We start from the raw sequence: 12727 nt of genomic DNA on the forward strand, positions 1-12727 counted from the left end.
GTGGAGCCCGAGGTATGACGGCGGCGGCGGGCGATTTCAACCGCTCAGCGGATCGCGGGCACCTCTCAGTTTTTCATACCAAAACAGAGGGGTTCCGGCGTCATGTGGCAGTTGAGGCAGCGTGCCAAAGGCCGTATGACGCCTGTTGACAAGAGGAGGCGCCTGCCATGTCCAAGAGCAAGATCACCCGTGAGGAGGCGCTAGCCTTCCACCTGGAACCGTCCCCGGGCAAGCTGGACATTTCCGCCTCGGTGCCGATGAGCACGCAGCGCGACCTGTCGCTGGCCTATTCCCCGGGCGTGGCCGTGCCCTGCGAGGAAATCTACGCCAATCCCGAGACCGCCTATGACTACACGTCGAAGGGCAACATGGTCGCGGTGATCTCGAACGGCACCGCCGTTCTGGGCCTCGGCAATCTCGGCGCGCTGGCCTCGAAGCCGGTGATGGAAGGCAAGGCGGTGCTGTTCAAGCGCTTCGCCGACGTGAACTCGGTCGATATCGAGCTCGACACCGAGGACCCCGACGAGATCATCAAGGCGGTCCAGCTGATGGGCCCGACCTTCGGCGGGATCAACCTGGAAGACATCAAGGCGCCCGAGTGCTTCATCATCGAGCAGACGCTGAAGGAGACGATGGACATCCCCGTCTTCCACGATGACCAGCACGGCACGGCGGTGATCTGCGCGGCCGGCCTGATCAACGCGCTCTACCTCTCGGGCAAGAAGATCCAGGACTGCCGCATCGTGCTGAACGGCGCCGGCGCGGCGGGGATCGCCTGCCTGGAACTCCTCAAGACCATGGGCGCGCAGCATGACAACTGCATCATGTGCGACACCAAGGGCGTGATCTACCAGGGCCGCACCGAGGGCATGAACCAGTGGAAATCGGCCCATGCCGCCAACACGGATCTGCGCACGCTCGAAGAGGCGATGGCCGGCGCGGACGTGTTCCTGGGCGTCTCGGCCAAGGGCGCGGTGACCCCGGCGATGGTCGCCTCGATGGCCGACAATCCGGTGATCTTCGCCATGGCGAACCCCGATCCCGAGATCACGCCCGAGCAGGCTCACGAGGTCCGTCTGGACGCGATCGTCGCCACCGGCCGGTCGGATTATCCGAACCAGGTCAACAACGTGCTGGGCTTCCCCTATCTCTTCCGCGGCGCGCTCGACGTGCATGCCCGCGCGATCAATGACGAGATGAAGATTGCCTGCGCCCGCGCCCTGGCGGAGCTGGCGCGCGAGGACGTGCCGGACGAGGTGGCGGTCGCCTATGGCCGCAAGCTGAGCTTCGGCCGCGACTACATCATCCCGACCCCCTTCGATCCGCGGCTGATCTACGTGATCCCGCCCGCGGTCGCGAAGGCGGCGATGGATACCGGCGTCGCGCGCCGCCCGATCGTCGACATGGAGGCCTACGAGCAGCGGCTGAAGGGCCGGATGGACCCGACCGCGCCGATCATCGAGGGGCTCTATGCCCGCTCGCGCAAGGCGCAGGCGCAGATGATCTTCGCCGAGGGTGACGATCCGCGCGTGCTGCGCGCGGCAGTCGCCTATCAGCGCGGCGGCCACGGCAAGGCGATCGTCGTCGGTCGCGAGGACGACGTGAAGCTGAAGCTCGAAGCCGCGGGCCTCGGCGATGCGGTGCGCGAGCTGCGGGTGATGAACGCGGCCAACACCACCCATCTGGATGCCTACAAGAGCTATCTCTACAAGCGGCTGCAGCGGAAGGGGTCGGACCATGCCGATATCCACCGGCTGGCAGCGCGCGACCGGCATGTCTTCTCGGCGCTGATGCTGGCCCATGGCCATGGCGATGCGCTGGTCACCGGGGCGACGCGGAAATCGGCGCATGTGCTCGACCTGATCGGCCATGTCTTCGATGTCTCCGCCAAGGACGGCGCGGTCGGCGTGACGGCGCTGCTGCATCGCGGGCGGGTCGTGCTGATCGCCGATACGCTGGTCCATGAATGGCCCGAGGCCGAGGATCTGGCGCATATCGCGATCAAGGGCGCCAAGGTGGCGCGCGGGCTCGGGCTGGAGCCGCGGGTGGCCTTCGTCAGCTTCTCGACCTTCGGCTATCCGGTGTCGGAACGCGCGGAGAAGATGCACCAGGCGCCAGCGCTGCTCGACGAGATCGGGGTCGATTTCGAGTACGAGGGCGAGATGACCGCCGATGTGGCGCTCAACATGGACCTGATGGCGGATTACCCGTTCTCGCGGCTGACCGCCCCGGCGAATATCCTGGTCGTGCCGGCCCGGCATTCGGCCTCGATCTCGGTCAAGCTGATGCAGCAGATGGCCGGCGCCACGGTGATCGGTCCGATCCTGACCGGCGTGCCGAAGCCGATCCAGATCTGCTCGTCGAGCTCCACGGTGAACGACATCCTCAACATGGCCGTGCTGGCGGCCGCGCGGCTGGGCTGACCTGCCCTAGCGGAAATACCTGTTTCACGTGAAGCACTTGGCGCCAAGCTGCGCCAAGTGCCCGCCGCCCCGCCCGGCACTCTTCCGGCGGGCGCGGAACAGCGCTAGTCTCCGGGCGGAAACCACGGGAGAACGGCGTGACCATCTACAATCTCGGCTCGATCAATATCGACAAGGTGCTGCGCGTGCCGCATCTGCCCGCTCCCGGCGAGACGCTGGCGGCGCATGGCTATGCCGAGGGGCTCGGCGGCAAGGGCGCGAACCAGTCGGTGGCCGCGGCGCGGGCCGGCGCGCAGGTGGTGCATCTGGGCGCGGTGGGTCCGGATGGCGACGCGATGCTGGCGCTGATGGCGGCGGACGGGATCGATCTGTCGCAGGTGGCGCGGTTGGAGACGCCGACCGGCATGGCGCTGATCATGGTCGATGACGCGGCGGAGAACAGCATCGCGATTCTGCATGGCGCCAATGTGCTGGTGCCGGACGAGACGGTTGCGGCGGCACTTGCGGCGGCGGCCCCGGGGGACACGCTGCTTCTGCAGAACGAGACCAGCGGACAGGCAGAGGCGGCGGGTCAGGCCCGCCGCGCCGGGCTCCGCGTGGTCTATTCCGCCGCCCCGTTCGAGCCGGAGGCTGTGCGGCAGGTGCTGGGCAATGTCTCGGTGCTGCTGCTCAACGAGCTGGAGGCGGCGCAGCTCACGGAGGCGCTGGGGCAGCCGCTCGAGGCGCTCGGCGTGGCGCATGTCGTCGTCACCCGCGGCAAGGCCGGCGCGGTGCATCACGATGTCGGGGCGGGGACGCAGACGGCCTATCCCTCTCCGGAGGTCGCGGCGGTCGATACCACGGGGGCGGGCGACACCTTTGCCGGCTATCTCGCGGCGGGGCTCGACCAGGGGCTGGGATGGGAGGCGGCGCTGCGGCGGGCGCTGGCGGCGGCGGCGCTGTCGGTCACGCGGCCGGGGGCCTCGGCGGCCATTCCGGATGCCGCAGACGTGGCGGCGTTCGCCGGACGGTCGGCGGGCTGAGGCTCAGCGGCCGGCTTCGAGGCTTTCGCGCAGCTCGCCGAGGAGGGTCAGGCATTGCGCGATGTCGCTGCGGGCGTATTTGCCCAGTGTCTCGCGCAGCCGCGGATTGAGTTCGCTCACCACCTTGTCCAGCGTCACCTGGCCCTGCTCGGAGATCGACACGAATTTCCGCCGCGCATCCACCGTGTCGCCACGGACCGAAATCTGGCCGTTGCGCTCGAGCCGGCCCAGCGTGTTGCTCATCGCGCCGCGGGTGACGTTGAAGCTGCTGGCCAGCCGCGCAGGGCCGATTTCGTCGCCGGAAGCGGCCAGATGCAGAAGGACGAGGAATTGCGACAGCTCCACCCCCTCCGGAAGCGTCTTGGCGATCCGGTTGCGCAGGAACTGGTCAAGGAGCAGGAGCTCGCTGAAAAGCTGAATCACGAGCGGGGAAGGAGCAAGACTACTCATATTCGCCATCAAATAATACGGGCCCTAAACGAGCCTGTTACTGACATGGGGTGCGGTATTTGGTTAACGGAATCTATATCAGAATTTATCAGGTATTGCGCGGTTTTTTGAAATTTCATTTTGGATTCAGCCGTATTGGTGAAATAGCGCCCAATTTCACGACAGGATCCGAGAGGTATTATGATCCGAAAAGGTTAACTTCGGTAGGAGGGACGGCCCGGCCAAAGCCAGTCATGACAAGGCCTTGGCGCGTTTTGCAGGCCGTCCATCGGGCCGTGGTCAGGCGGTGAGCAGCGCGTCGAGCTTGCCGTCGCGGTCCAGCCGGTACAGGTCGTCGCAGCCGCCGACATGGGTCGGGCCGATGAAGATCTGCGGCACGGTGCGGCCGCCTGCGGCGCGCTGGGTCATTTCCGCCCGGCGGTCGGGCTGGCGGGAGAGGTCGATTTCGGAAAAGCTCACGCCTTTCTCTTGCAGCAGCCTTTTGGCCGCGTGGCAGTAGCCGCAAAGCGGCGTCGTGTAGATCTCAACGGGTTGCATTGCGCGGTTCCTCGTTCCGGGGACCGCGGCAGTCTATGCATGTTGCGCTGCACGCGCCAGTACCAGCACGTTCACGATTGGCACGCCGGCATCCAGCAGGCAGAGGCAGCATTGCGCCAGGGTCGCGCCCGAGGTCATCACGTCATCGACCAGAAGGACGGGCCGGCCGGCGAGCCGGCTTCGATGGCGCGGCATGAGGGCGATGGAGCCCTCCAGGCTCGCAGTCCGGGCGGCATGGCCCTCGGCGGACATCGGCGGGGTCGCCCGCCTCCGCCAGAGCGCGTCGGGCAGATGGCCGAGGCCGAGCTCGCGCGAGACCAGACGCGAGAGCACGGCCGCCTGGTTGTAGCGCCGCCCGAGCAGCCGCCAGCGGTGGACCGGGACCGGCACGGCCAGCATGCCCGGGCGCAGGAGCGGGTCGGCCCGGGCGGCCATCCAGCCGGCGAAGCGCGGGGCCAGATCCAGCCGGTCGCCATGCTTGAAGGCCAGCACCAGTCGCCTTGCTCCGCCGGAATAGTCGAGCACCGCCCTGCCCTGCGTCCAGGGCCGGCCGAGCGCGCGGCAGGCGTCGCAATGCACCCTCACCCCGTCATCCGGGCCGATCTGGGGCGCGCCGCAGAGGTCGCAGACGAGGCCGAGGATGAAGGGCGTCTCGCGCCAGCACGGTCCGCAGAGCCCGCCCTCCTCGGCCAGCAGCGTGCCGCAGCCGGGGCATTGCCCGGGGAAGACGAGCTGCCGTGCCGCTTTGATTGCCGCGGGCGCAACGGCTAGGCTGCGCGAAAGGAGAGTTCCCATGACCGATGCCCCTGCCGATGCTCCGGCGCCGCTGACCGACCGCGAGGCGCTGCGACGGGCGCGCTCCCGGATCGCCGGGAAGGAGGCGCTGTTCCTGCATGCGCTCGCCCGCGACGGGATCGAGGAAAGGCTGAGCATGGTTAAGAGGCCGTTAAGCGACGCGGCCGTTGTGACCGGCCATCCGGAGGCCTGGGCGGAGCTGCGCCCGGGCGCGCGGCTGGTCGCGGATGACGCGATCCTCGATCTGGAACCGGGTGCCTACGACCTGGTGGTGCATGCGATGGCGCTGCACTGGGCGGACGATCCGGTCGGGCAGATGGTGCAATGCCGCCGAGCGCTGCGTCCCGACGGGCTGTTCCTGGCGGTCTTTCCCGGTGGCCAGACCCTGGCGGAGCTGCGCGGTGCGCTGGCCGAGGCCGAGGCGGCGGTGACCGGCGGGCTTTCGCCCCGAGTGCTGCCGATGGGCGAGATCCGCCAGCTCGGCGCGCTCCTGCAGCGGGCCGGCCTGGCGCTGCCGGTGGCCGATTCCGAACGGTTCGATGTCGAGTACCGCACGCCGCTGCACCTGATGCAGGACCTGCGGGCCATGGGCGAGACCAATGCGCTGGCCGCGCGGCTGCGCCATTTCACCCGCCCGTCGGTGCTGATGGAGGCGGCGCGGCGCTATCCCGGCGCGGAAACCGGGCCGGTCCGGGCGACGTTCGAGCTGATTACCCTGACCGGATGGTGCCCGGACGGCTCGCAGCAGAAGCCCCTGCGCCCCGGCTCGGCGGCCGCGCGGCTGGCTGATGTCCTTAACGTGAGCGAAACCTCTCTTCCGGACAACTGAAATTGACCTGACTTCGGGGGGCTCTATCTGCTAGGGGCTAAGCTGAATTCGACGACGAGGACCGCACGATGCTGGACGCCAAGGCCCAGGAGGCCGCGCCCGCCGAGAAGACCCCCGCCATGCCGGCCGACCATCCGCGCATTGCGCGCGGCAAGATCGGCGTGCTGATCGCCAATCTCGGAACCCCGGACGGGACCGACTACTGGTCGATGCGCCGGTATCTGAGCGAATTCCTCTCCGACAAGCGGGTGATCGACTACCCGGCCTGGAAATGGCAGCCGCTGCTGCAGCTGGTCATCCTGGCCAAGCGCCCGTTCTCTTCCGGCGCCGCCTATCGCGGCATCTGGAACAACGAGGCGAACGAGAGCCCGCTGATGACCGTCACCCGCTCTCAGGCGGAGAAGATCGCGGCCGAGATGTCGGCCCGCCATGGCGACCAGGTGATTGTCGATTTCTGCATGCGCTACGGCAATCCCTCGACGGATTCGAAGGTCCGCGAGATGGTCGAGCTGGGCTGCGAGAAGATCCTGTTCTTTCCGCTCTATCCGCAATACGCGGGCGCGACCTCGGCCACGGCGAATGACCAGTTCTTCCGCGCGCTGATGAAGGAGACCTGGCAGCCCGCCGTGCGGATCGTGCCGCCCTATTTCGACGATCCGGCCTATATCGACGCGCTGGCGCAGTCGGTGGAAGAGGCCTATGCCGGGCTGGAGCAGCGTCCGGACCTGCTGCTGGCCTCGTATCACGGCCTGCCCAAGCGCTACCTGATGCAGGGCGACCCCTATCACTGCCAGTGCCAGAAGACGTCCCGCCTGCTGCGCGAGCGGCTGGGCTGGCCCGAGGGAGAGCTGGTCACGGCCTTCCAGTCGCGCTTCGGACCCGAGGAATGGCTGAAGCCCTATACGGTCGAGGAGGTCGCGCGCCTGGCCGGGGCCGGAAAGAAGCGGATCGCGGTGATCGCGCCGGCATTCTCGGCCGATTGCGTCGAGACGCTGGAAGAGATCAACGAGGAGATCCGCGAGAGCTTCGAGCATGCGGGGGGCGAAAGCTTCACCTACATCCCCTGCCTCAACGATTCGGAAGCGCATGTTGTGGCGCTGACCGGCGTGATCGAGCGGAACCTGATGGGATGGACCGCATGACCGCGGCGGGTCCCGGGGCGCAGGGCGGTCTCCGGGCAAGAAAAAAGGTGGCCGGTTCCGGCCACCTCAATGTCTCTGTCGGCTTGCGGCCTGACTCAGTTGGCTGCAACAGCAGCGACAACGGCCAGCAGCAGAACCGGGATGATCCACGCAGCGCCGGTGCCGCTGGTTTCTTCAACGATGATTTCCGGCTCAACGATCGGCTCTTCCAGGCCGCCTGCGAAAGAGGCAGAGGCAGCAACAGCCAGGGTAGCAGCGAGTGCGAACTTCTTCATGGGTAACCTCCAATGGTTGCCGCCCGGGTAGATTCTTGAGGTACGGACGACGTGAGATGTCCTCGTAATCGACTCTTGCCGCGCAAATTCGTGAAACGCAACGGTACGTTGAACCAGTTGGGCGGGTGATGCAAAAACGCATCAAAAACCGTATGTTCGATCCCGGTGCAACCCGAAATAACCGGCTCGGAGGACAAAGGTTCCCTCGCAGGCAGAATCTCTTGGACCTGCCTGCGGGATCAACTTGGAGGCGAGTCGGCCCGGGTCAGATGAGCCGCACTTGGGTGCCGACCTGGACCATGTCGAAGAGCTGCGCGATATCCTCGTTGTAGAGCCCGATGCAGCCGTTGGAGGACTGGCGTCCGATCTTGCGCGTGTCATGGGTGCCATGGATGCGGTAGTACTTCCACGATAGGTAAAGCGCGTGCGTTCCCAGCGGGTTGTCCGGGCCCGGACCGATGAAGGGCGGCCATTCGGGATTGCGCTTCAGCATCGAGGGGGTGGGCGCCCAGCTGGGGCCGACGACCTTCTGCGTCACCGAGGTGCGGCCGCGGCGGGTCATTTCCTCGGACAGCGGCACGCTGGTCGGGAAGACGCGCGCGACTGATTCGTCCTCGGACCAGTAGTGCAGGGTGCGGCTCTCGGTATCGACGAGGATGGCGCCGTTGTTGAGCGAGCTGAAATGGTCGCGCCAGTCATGGGCGCGGAACAGCATCGTGACCCGGTTGACCGGGCCCTCGTCATCGTCGGCAGTCTGGGCAATTGCGGGCATGGCAAGCCCGGTCCCGAACATCGTGGCCGTGCCGAGGAAGCCGCGGCGAGACAGCTTCGAACGGGAAAAGGTCATCGGCTCTCCTTCCGGAAGAGTTGAAACGGCGTGTCTTGCCGGAAGGATATGGCGCGAATGCCGCATCGGCAAATCAAACCGTCGTAATACTCTTTTCCCGATGCTAGGTGTGGCATCTAGTCTGTGATTGGGGAAACTTCAGGAGGGCGACCCATGTTGCGAGCAATGGCTGCCGGACTCGCGGCGCTTCTTGTTCTGTCCGGCTGCGAGCCAAGCGGGAGCAGCGCCACGGGGAGTTACAACCTCCGGGCCGGCAACACGTCTTCGGTGCAGCAGAACGTGCTCGAATCGGTGAATTTCATGCGCCAGTCGGCCGGGGTGGCCCCGGTGCAGCTCAGCCGGGAGCTGAACTCCGCGGCGCAGAGCCAGGCGGTGGACATCTCGCGGCAGAAACGGGCCTGGGCCTGGGGCTCGAACTGGAGCAGCCCCTACCAGAGGGTCGCGCGGGCCGGCTATTCCGGGCGCCTGGTGGGCGAGCTCTATTCCCAGTCCTTCGATACGGAACTGGAGACCCTGACCGTCTGGCTGGCGGACAGGGACAAGGCGGCGATGATCAACGATCCGGATGCGACGGATATCGGCTTTGCCTACCACCAGGACAGCAATGGCATGACCTGGTGGGTGCTGACCCTGGGCAGCCGCGGCGATCAGTAGGAGGTGATGTAGATCGGCGTGCCGTTGCGGACCATCGCGTAGATCTCCTCCATCTCCTTGTCCTTCACCGCGATGCAGCCGGCGGTCCAGTCCTTGCCCTTGGCGGGCTTGGAGGATTCGCCGTGGATGAAGATGTCTCCGCCCGGATCGACGCCAAGCTCCTTGGAGCGTTCGACATCCGCCCGGTTCGGGTAGGAGATGCCCAGCGACAGGTAGTAGCTGCTATTGGGGTTGCGGCGGTCGATCAGGTAGAGCCCCTCGGGGGTGCGCCCGTCGCCGCGGGCGATCTTGTGGCCGACCGGATTGAAGCCCAGCCCCACCTCGTAGGATTTCAGGACTTCCTTGCCGTGAAGAAGGTAGAGTTTGCGCCGCTCCTTCGAAATGTAGATCTGCGTGACTTCCGGCCCGGAATAGGCCTGGAATTTCGTGCCGCCGCCCGCGCAAGCGGTCACGGCAAGAAAAAGTAGAAGTGAAATGACCCGGACCATGCTCTGCCTCGACTTGGGTTCCGCTTTTTTCTGGCAGATTACTGCCAAAAAACCGTTAAACCAAGCGAGTCGAAGGCGCTAGCCCGCCGGAACTCTCCGGCGGTGCGCGACTGCCGCATTCGGCATCAGGTCAGGGATCACGCCGGGCGGCGGATCGTGTCGCCGAGGCTGAGTTCCGGCGCTAGTTCGATGCGCTGTCCGCGCGCCTGGTCGGGATTGGACACCCGGTCGGCGATCAGCTGTGCGGCGCGGCGGCCGATCTCGTTGCGGCAGGCATCCATCGTCGTCAGGAGCTTCGGCAGGCCCTTCAGCAGGTTGACGCCGTTGAAGCCTGCGAGCCCGATCTTGCCGGGGACGTCGATCCCCTGTTCCAGGCACCAGAGCAGGCCCCCTGCCCCGATCATGTCGTTGGAATAATACAGGAAATCCAGATCCGGGCTGCGTTCCAGCATGGTCTGGGTCATTTCGCGCCCCTTCACGAAGCCCGAGCCGCCCTCGTAGAATTCGTGGTCCTCGATCTCCAGCCCGGCCTTGGCCAGGGTCTGCGTGAAGCCCTCGAAGCGCTTCCGCGCGCGGTGGTCCAGCGGCATCTTGGTGCCCATGAAGCCGATCCGCTTGTAGCCCGCGGCGACGATCGCCTCGCCCATGGCGCGGCCGGCCCGGCGATGCGAGATGCCGACGACGGAATCGATCGGCTCGCCATCGGTATCCATGATCTCGACCACGGGGATGCCCGCGGCGCGCAGCATCGCCTTGGAGGCCTCGGTATGCTCCAGCCCGGCGATGATCACCCCCGAGGGCCGCCAGGAGAGCATCTCGTAGAGCACCTGCTCCTCGCGGTCGGGCTTGTAATGGGTCAGGCCGACCACGGCCTGCAGCTCGGTGCCGTCGAGCACCTCGGAAATGCCGGTCATCACCTCGGGGAAGACCATGTTCGACATCGAGGGGATGATGACGGCAACCAGGTTGACCCGCTGCGAGGCCAGCGCCCCGGCGATGCGGTTCGGCACGTAGCCAAGCTTCTTGGCTGCGGCGAGCACCTTCTCCCGGGTGGCTTCGGAGACATCGCCCCGGTTTCGCAGGACACGGCTGACCGTCATCTCGCTGACGCCGCAGGCCTCGGACACGTCCCGGAGGGTGAGAGGCCGGATCGGCTGGGAAGGGGTTTCGGTATTCACGGTGCCTCCCGGATGCTACGCCGCTATCGTAGCGCTGTTGGATCGCCGAACACAAGGCGCTGCCGCCTGGCGCGGGGCGCGGGGAAATGCGGCAGGGGCTTGAGTTGCCCGGCGCAATGGGGCAAGCACGGGGTGTGCGGTCCCGTGGCTCAACTGGATAGAGCAGCCCCCTCCTAAGGGGCAGGTTACAGGTTCGAATCCTGTCGGGATCGCCATGCCCCTCACACCTCTTCCCCGCCGAATTTCGCGTCGAGCGCGTGCGAGGCCAGCGTCTGCACCGGCCCTGCGGGATGTTCCAGCGCGAGCCGCGCAAGCGCCACTTCGACCCGTTCCACGGCGGGCATTGCGGCAAGCGTGCGGATGACCTCCACCGCCTGCCAGACATCGCCCGGCCTTCCGAAGCACAGATCGGCCAAGGGCAGCGCGGCTTCGGATTGCGGCAGGTCGGCCAGGGCATAGACCGCCTTCAGCCGTTCGGGGCGCTCGGGATGGCCGAGGCTGTGGATCAGCCGCTCTGTCTCCGAGAGCGCGCGCCCCCAGAACAGGACCGCGCATCCGCAGGCCGGGCAGGTCATGGCATCGGCTTCGATCTTGTCGAAGCAGTTCGGGCAATATGTCTGCATCGGCACCGCGCCTTGTTCGCGTGGGTCGGCGGAAACGCCGGATCAGTGCCAGTCTTGCATGGGGATGGCGGGAAGTTCCGCCGGGCAAACCGCCGCAGTGCGGGGTTTAACGCTAACGTCCGGCCGGGAGGCGCCGTGGCGCGCCCCGGCCGGGCCGGATCACTTCTGCAGGCGGCGCTTGCGCGCGGCCAGCAGCTTCAGGCGCAGCGCGTTGAGCTGGATGAAGCCCGCCGCGTCCTTCTGGTCATAGGCGCCGGCATCGTCCTCGAAGGTCACATGCGCCTCGGAATAGAGCGACGCGTCCGACCAGCGGCCGACGGTGCGCGCGGAGCCCTTGTAGAGCATGACGCGGACGGTGCCGGAGACGAATTCCTGGCTCTTGTCGATCAGCGCCTGCAGCATCTCGCGCTCGGGGCTGTACCAGAAGCCGTTGTAGATCAGCTCGGCATAGCGCGGCATGATGCTGTCCTTCAGGTGGCCAGCGCCGGAATCCAGCGTGATCTGCTCGATGCCGCGATGCGCCTCGAGGAGGATCTCGCCGCCCGGGGTCTCGTAGATGCCGCGGGATTTCATGCCGACGAAGCGGTTCTCGACGAAGTCGAGACGGCCGATGCCGTGGATGCGGCCCAGCTCGTTCAGCTTGGTCAGGATCGTCGCCGGGCTCATCTCCACGCCGTCGATGGCGACCGCGTCGCCCTTCTCGAAGGTGATCTCGATGTATTGCGGCGCGTCGGGCGCGTTCAACGGGCTGTCGGTGCGCTGATAGACGTAATCCGGCGCTTCATCGGCCGGGTTCTCCAGCACCTTGCCCTCGGAGGAGGTGTGCAGCAAGTTCGCGTCGACCGAGAACGGCGCTTCGCCGCGCTTGTCCTTGGCGATCGGGATCTGGTTCTGCTCGGCGAATTCCAGCAGCTTGGTGCGCGAGGTCAGCGCCCATTCGCGCCAGGGCGCGATCACCTTGATCTCCGGGTTCAGCGCATAGGCGGAAAGCTCGAAGCGGACCTGGTCGTTGCCCTTGCCGGTGGCGCCATGGGCGACGGCATCGGCGCCGGTCTCGGCGGCGATCTCGATCAGCCGCTTGGAGATCAGCGGGCGCGCGATCGAGGTGCCGAGCAGGTAGAGGCCTTCGTAGACCGCATTGGCACGGAACATCGGGAAGACGAAGTCGCGGACGAATTCCTCGCGCACGTCCTCGATGAAGATGTTCTCGGGCTTGATCCCCAGCATCTCGGCCTTCTTGCGGGCCGGCTCGAGCTCTTCGCCCTGGCCGAGATCGGCGGTGAAGGTCACCACCTCGCAGCCGTACTCGGTCTGGAGCCATTTGAGGATGATGGAGGTATCAAGCCCGCCCGAATAGGCGAGCACAACCTTCTTAGGCGCGGTCATGGGGCAGTCTCCTTATCGTCAGGGCCAGATAGACAGCTTTGAGGCCCGCGACAATAGACTGTCGCCCGCGGCCGGGCG

The 12727-nt window shown here is 66.4% G+C and carries 14 protein-coding genes and 1 tRNA gene; 6 read left to right on the forward strand and 9 right to left on the reverse strand.

Translation table 11 applies throughout. From position 1 onward, the window contains the following. Window positions 1-167 precede the first annotated feature (167 nt). Together FGX59_RS09405 and FGX59_RS09410 are read left to right on the forward strand one after the other, a co-directional pair. Window positions 168-2423: an NADP-dependent malic enzyme gene (locus tag FGX59_RS09405; protein ID WP_138466280.1), complete on the forward strand. Its 2256-nt coding sequence runs from the start codon at window positions 168-170 to the stop codon at window positions 2421-2423. A gap of 137 nt (window positions 2424-2560) precedes the next feature. After that, a complete protein-coding gene (locus tag FGX59_RS09410) occupies window positions 2561-3445 on the forward strand; it encodes a ribokinase (protein ID WP_138466281.1) in 885 nt (294 codons plus the stop codon). A gap of 3 nt (window positions 3446-3448) precedes the next feature. On the opposite strand, the gene FGX59_RS09415 is transcribed toward FGX59_RS09410, so the two are convergent. From FGX59_RS09415 to FGX59_RS09425, 3 genes are all read right to left on the reverse strand, one after another. Beyond that, the gene (locus FGX59_RS09415; protein WP_171060584.1) at window positions 3449-3895 is read right to left on the reverse strand and encodes a MarR family winged helix-turn-helix transcriptional regulator; all 447 of its coding nucleotides are present in this window, start codon (window positions 3893-3895) and stop codon (window positions 3449-3451) included. 279 nt (window positions 3896-4174) lie between these two features. Continuing rightward, window positions 4175-4432 carry a glutaredoxin 3 gene (gene grxC, locus FGX59_RS09420; protein WP_138466283.1) on the reverse strand — a complete coding sequence of 86 codons (258 nt, stop codon included), beginning with the start codon at window positions 4430-4432 and terminating at the stop codon, window positions 4175-4177. 33 nt (window positions 4433-4465) lie between these two features. Further along, complete coding sequence (locus FGX59_RS09425) at window positions 4466-5227, reverse strand: ComF family protein (RefSeq protein WP_138466284.1); 762 nt, start codon at window positions 5225-5227, stop codon at window positions 4466-4468. On the opposite strand from FGX59_RS09425, the gene FGX59_RS09430 reads away from it, so the two are divergent. Both FGX59_RS09430 and hemH read left to right on the forward strand, forming a co-directional pair. Further along, window positions 5226-6056, forward strand: coding sequence for a methyltransferase domain-containing protein (locus tag FGX59_RS09430; protein ID WP_138466285.1), 831 nt, complete (start codon window positions 5226-5228; stop codon window positions 6054-6056). The genes FGX59_RS09425 and FGX59_RS09430 overlap by 2 nt on opposite strands. Window positions 6057-6124: 68 nt before the next feature. Further along, on the forward strand, window positions 6125-7198 hold the full coding sequence (hemH, locus tag FGX59_RS09435; RefSeq protein WP_138466286.1) for a ferrochelatase: 1074 nt from the start codon (window positions 6125-6127) through the stop codon (window positions 7196-7198). A 95-nt stretch (window positions 7199-7293) separates the two neighbouring features. Here hemH and FGX59_RS09440 read toward each other — a convergent pair whose 3' ends face one another. Together FGX59_RS09440 and FGX59_RS09445 are read right to left on the reverse strand one after the other, a co-directional pair. Continuing rightward, window positions 7294-7473: a hypothetical protein gene (locus FGX59_RS09440; RefSeq protein ID WP_138466287.1), complete on the reverse strand. Its 180-nt coding sequence runs from the start codon at window positions 7471-7473 to the stop codon at window positions 7294-7296. A gap of 265 nt (window positions 7474-7738) precedes the next feature. Beyond that, complete coding sequence (locus FGX59_RS09445; protein ID WP_138466288.1) at window positions 7739-8320, reverse strand: L,D-transpeptidase; 582 nt, start codon at window positions 8318-8320, stop codon at window positions 7739-7741. A gap of 153 nt (window positions 8321-8473) precedes the next feature. Between FGX59_RS09445 and FGX59_RS09450 the strand changes: the two genes are divergently transcribed. Further along, the gene (locus FGX59_RS09450) at window positions 8474-8974 is read left to right on the forward strand and encodes a CAP domain-containing protein (protein WP_138466289.1); all 501 of its coding nucleotides are present in this window, start codon (window positions 8474-8476) and stop codon (window positions 8972-8974) included. Here the strand turns inward: FGX59_RS09450 and FGX59_RS09455 are convergent. Further along, window positions 8968-9426, reverse strand: a complete 459-nt coding sequence (locus FGX59_RS09455; protein WP_370295907.1) for a murein L,D-transpeptidase family protein — start codon at window positions 9424-9426, stop codon at window positions 8968-8970. The two genes, FGX59_RS09450 and FGX59_RS09455, sit on opposite strands and share 7 nt — an antisense overlap. Window positions 9427-9599: 173 nt before the next feature. Then, entirely contained in the window at window positions 9600-10640 is a 1041-nt protein-coding gene (locus FGX59_RS09460) for a LacI family DNA-binding transcriptional regulator (protein WP_240722350.1), read from the reverse strand. A 138-nt stretch (window positions 10641-10778) separates the two neighbouring features. Here FGX59_RS09460 and FGX59_RS09465 point away from each other — a divergent pair. Continuing rightward, window positions 10779-10855, forward strand: a tRNA-Arg gene (locus FGX59_RS09465). Between the two features lie 6 nt (window positions 10856-10861). Here the strand turns inward: FGX59_RS09465 and FGX59_RS09470 are convergent. Both FGX59_RS09470 and FGX59_RS09475 read right to left on the reverse strand, forming a co-directional pair. Next, a complete protein-coding gene (locus FGX59_RS09470) occupies window positions 10862-11263 on the reverse strand; it encodes a HEAT repeat domain-containing protein (protein WP_138466291.1) in 402 nt (133 codons plus the stop codon). A gap of 159 nt (window positions 11264-11422) precedes the next feature. Next, complete coding sequence (locus FGX59_RS09475; RefSeq protein WP_138466292.1) at window positions 11423-12649, reverse strand: argininosuccinate synthase; 1227 nt, start codon at window positions 12647-12649, stop codon at window positions 11423-11425. Window positions 12650-12727: the final 78 nt, after the last annotated feature.

Source organism: Poseidonocella sp. HB161398 (assembly GCF_005870025.1).
Taxonomy (GTDB): Bacteria; Pseudomonadota; Alphaproteobacteria; order Rhodobacterales; family Rhodobacteraceae; genus Mangrovicoccus.

What these genes read in the sequence shown, in the direction of transcription:
- FGX59_RS09430 (WP_138466285.1), top strand. Translation starts at nt 5,226, where the DNA reads ATGACCGATGCCCCTGCCGATGCTCCGGCGCCGCTGACCGACCGCGAG.
- FGX59_RS09425 (WP_138466284.1), bottom strand. Translation starts at nt 5,227, where the DNA reads ATGGGAACTCTCCTTTCGCGCAGCCTAGCCGTTGCGCCCGCGGCAATC.
- FGX59_RS09475 (WP_138466292.1), bottom strand. Translation starts at nt 12,649, where the DNA reads ATGACCGCGCCTAAGAAGGTTGTGCTCGCCTATTCGGGCGGGCTTGAT.
- FGX59_RS09415 (WP_171060584.1), bottom strand. Translation starts at nt 3,895, where the DNA reads ATGAGTAGTCTTGCTCCTTCCCCGCTCGTGATTCAGCTTTTCAGCGAG.
- FGX59_RS09440 (WP_138466287.1), bottom strand. Translation starts at nt 7,473, where the DNA reads ATGAAGAAGTTCGCACTCGCTGCTACCCTGGCTGTTGCTGCCTCTGCC.
- grxC (WP_138466283.1), bottom strand. Translation starts at nt 4,432, where the DNA reads ATGCAACCCGTTGAGATCTACACGACGCCGCTTTGCGGCTACTGCCAC.
- FGX59_RS09445 (WP_138466288.1), bottom strand. Translation starts at nt 8,320, where the DNA reads ATGACCTTTTCCCGTTCGAAGCTGTCTCGCCGCGGCTTCCTCGGCACG.
- FGX59_RS09405 (WP_138466280.1), top strand. Translation starts at nt 168, where the DNA reads ATGTCCAAGAGCAAGATCACCCGTGAGGAGGCGCTAGCCTTCCACCTG.
- FGX59_RS09450 (WP_138466289.1), top strand. Translation starts at nt 8,474, where the DNA reads ATGTTGCGAGCAATGGCTGCCGGACTCGCGGCGCTTCTTGTTCTGTCC.
- hemH (WP_138466286.1), top strand. Translation starts at nt 6,125, where the DNA reads ATGCTGGACGCCAAGGCCCAGGAGGCCGCGCCCGCCGAGAAGACCCCC.
- FGX59_RS09470 (WP_138466291.1), bottom strand. Translation starts at nt 11,263, where the DNA reads ATGCAGACATATTGCCCGAACTGCTTCGACAAGATCGAAGCCGATGCC.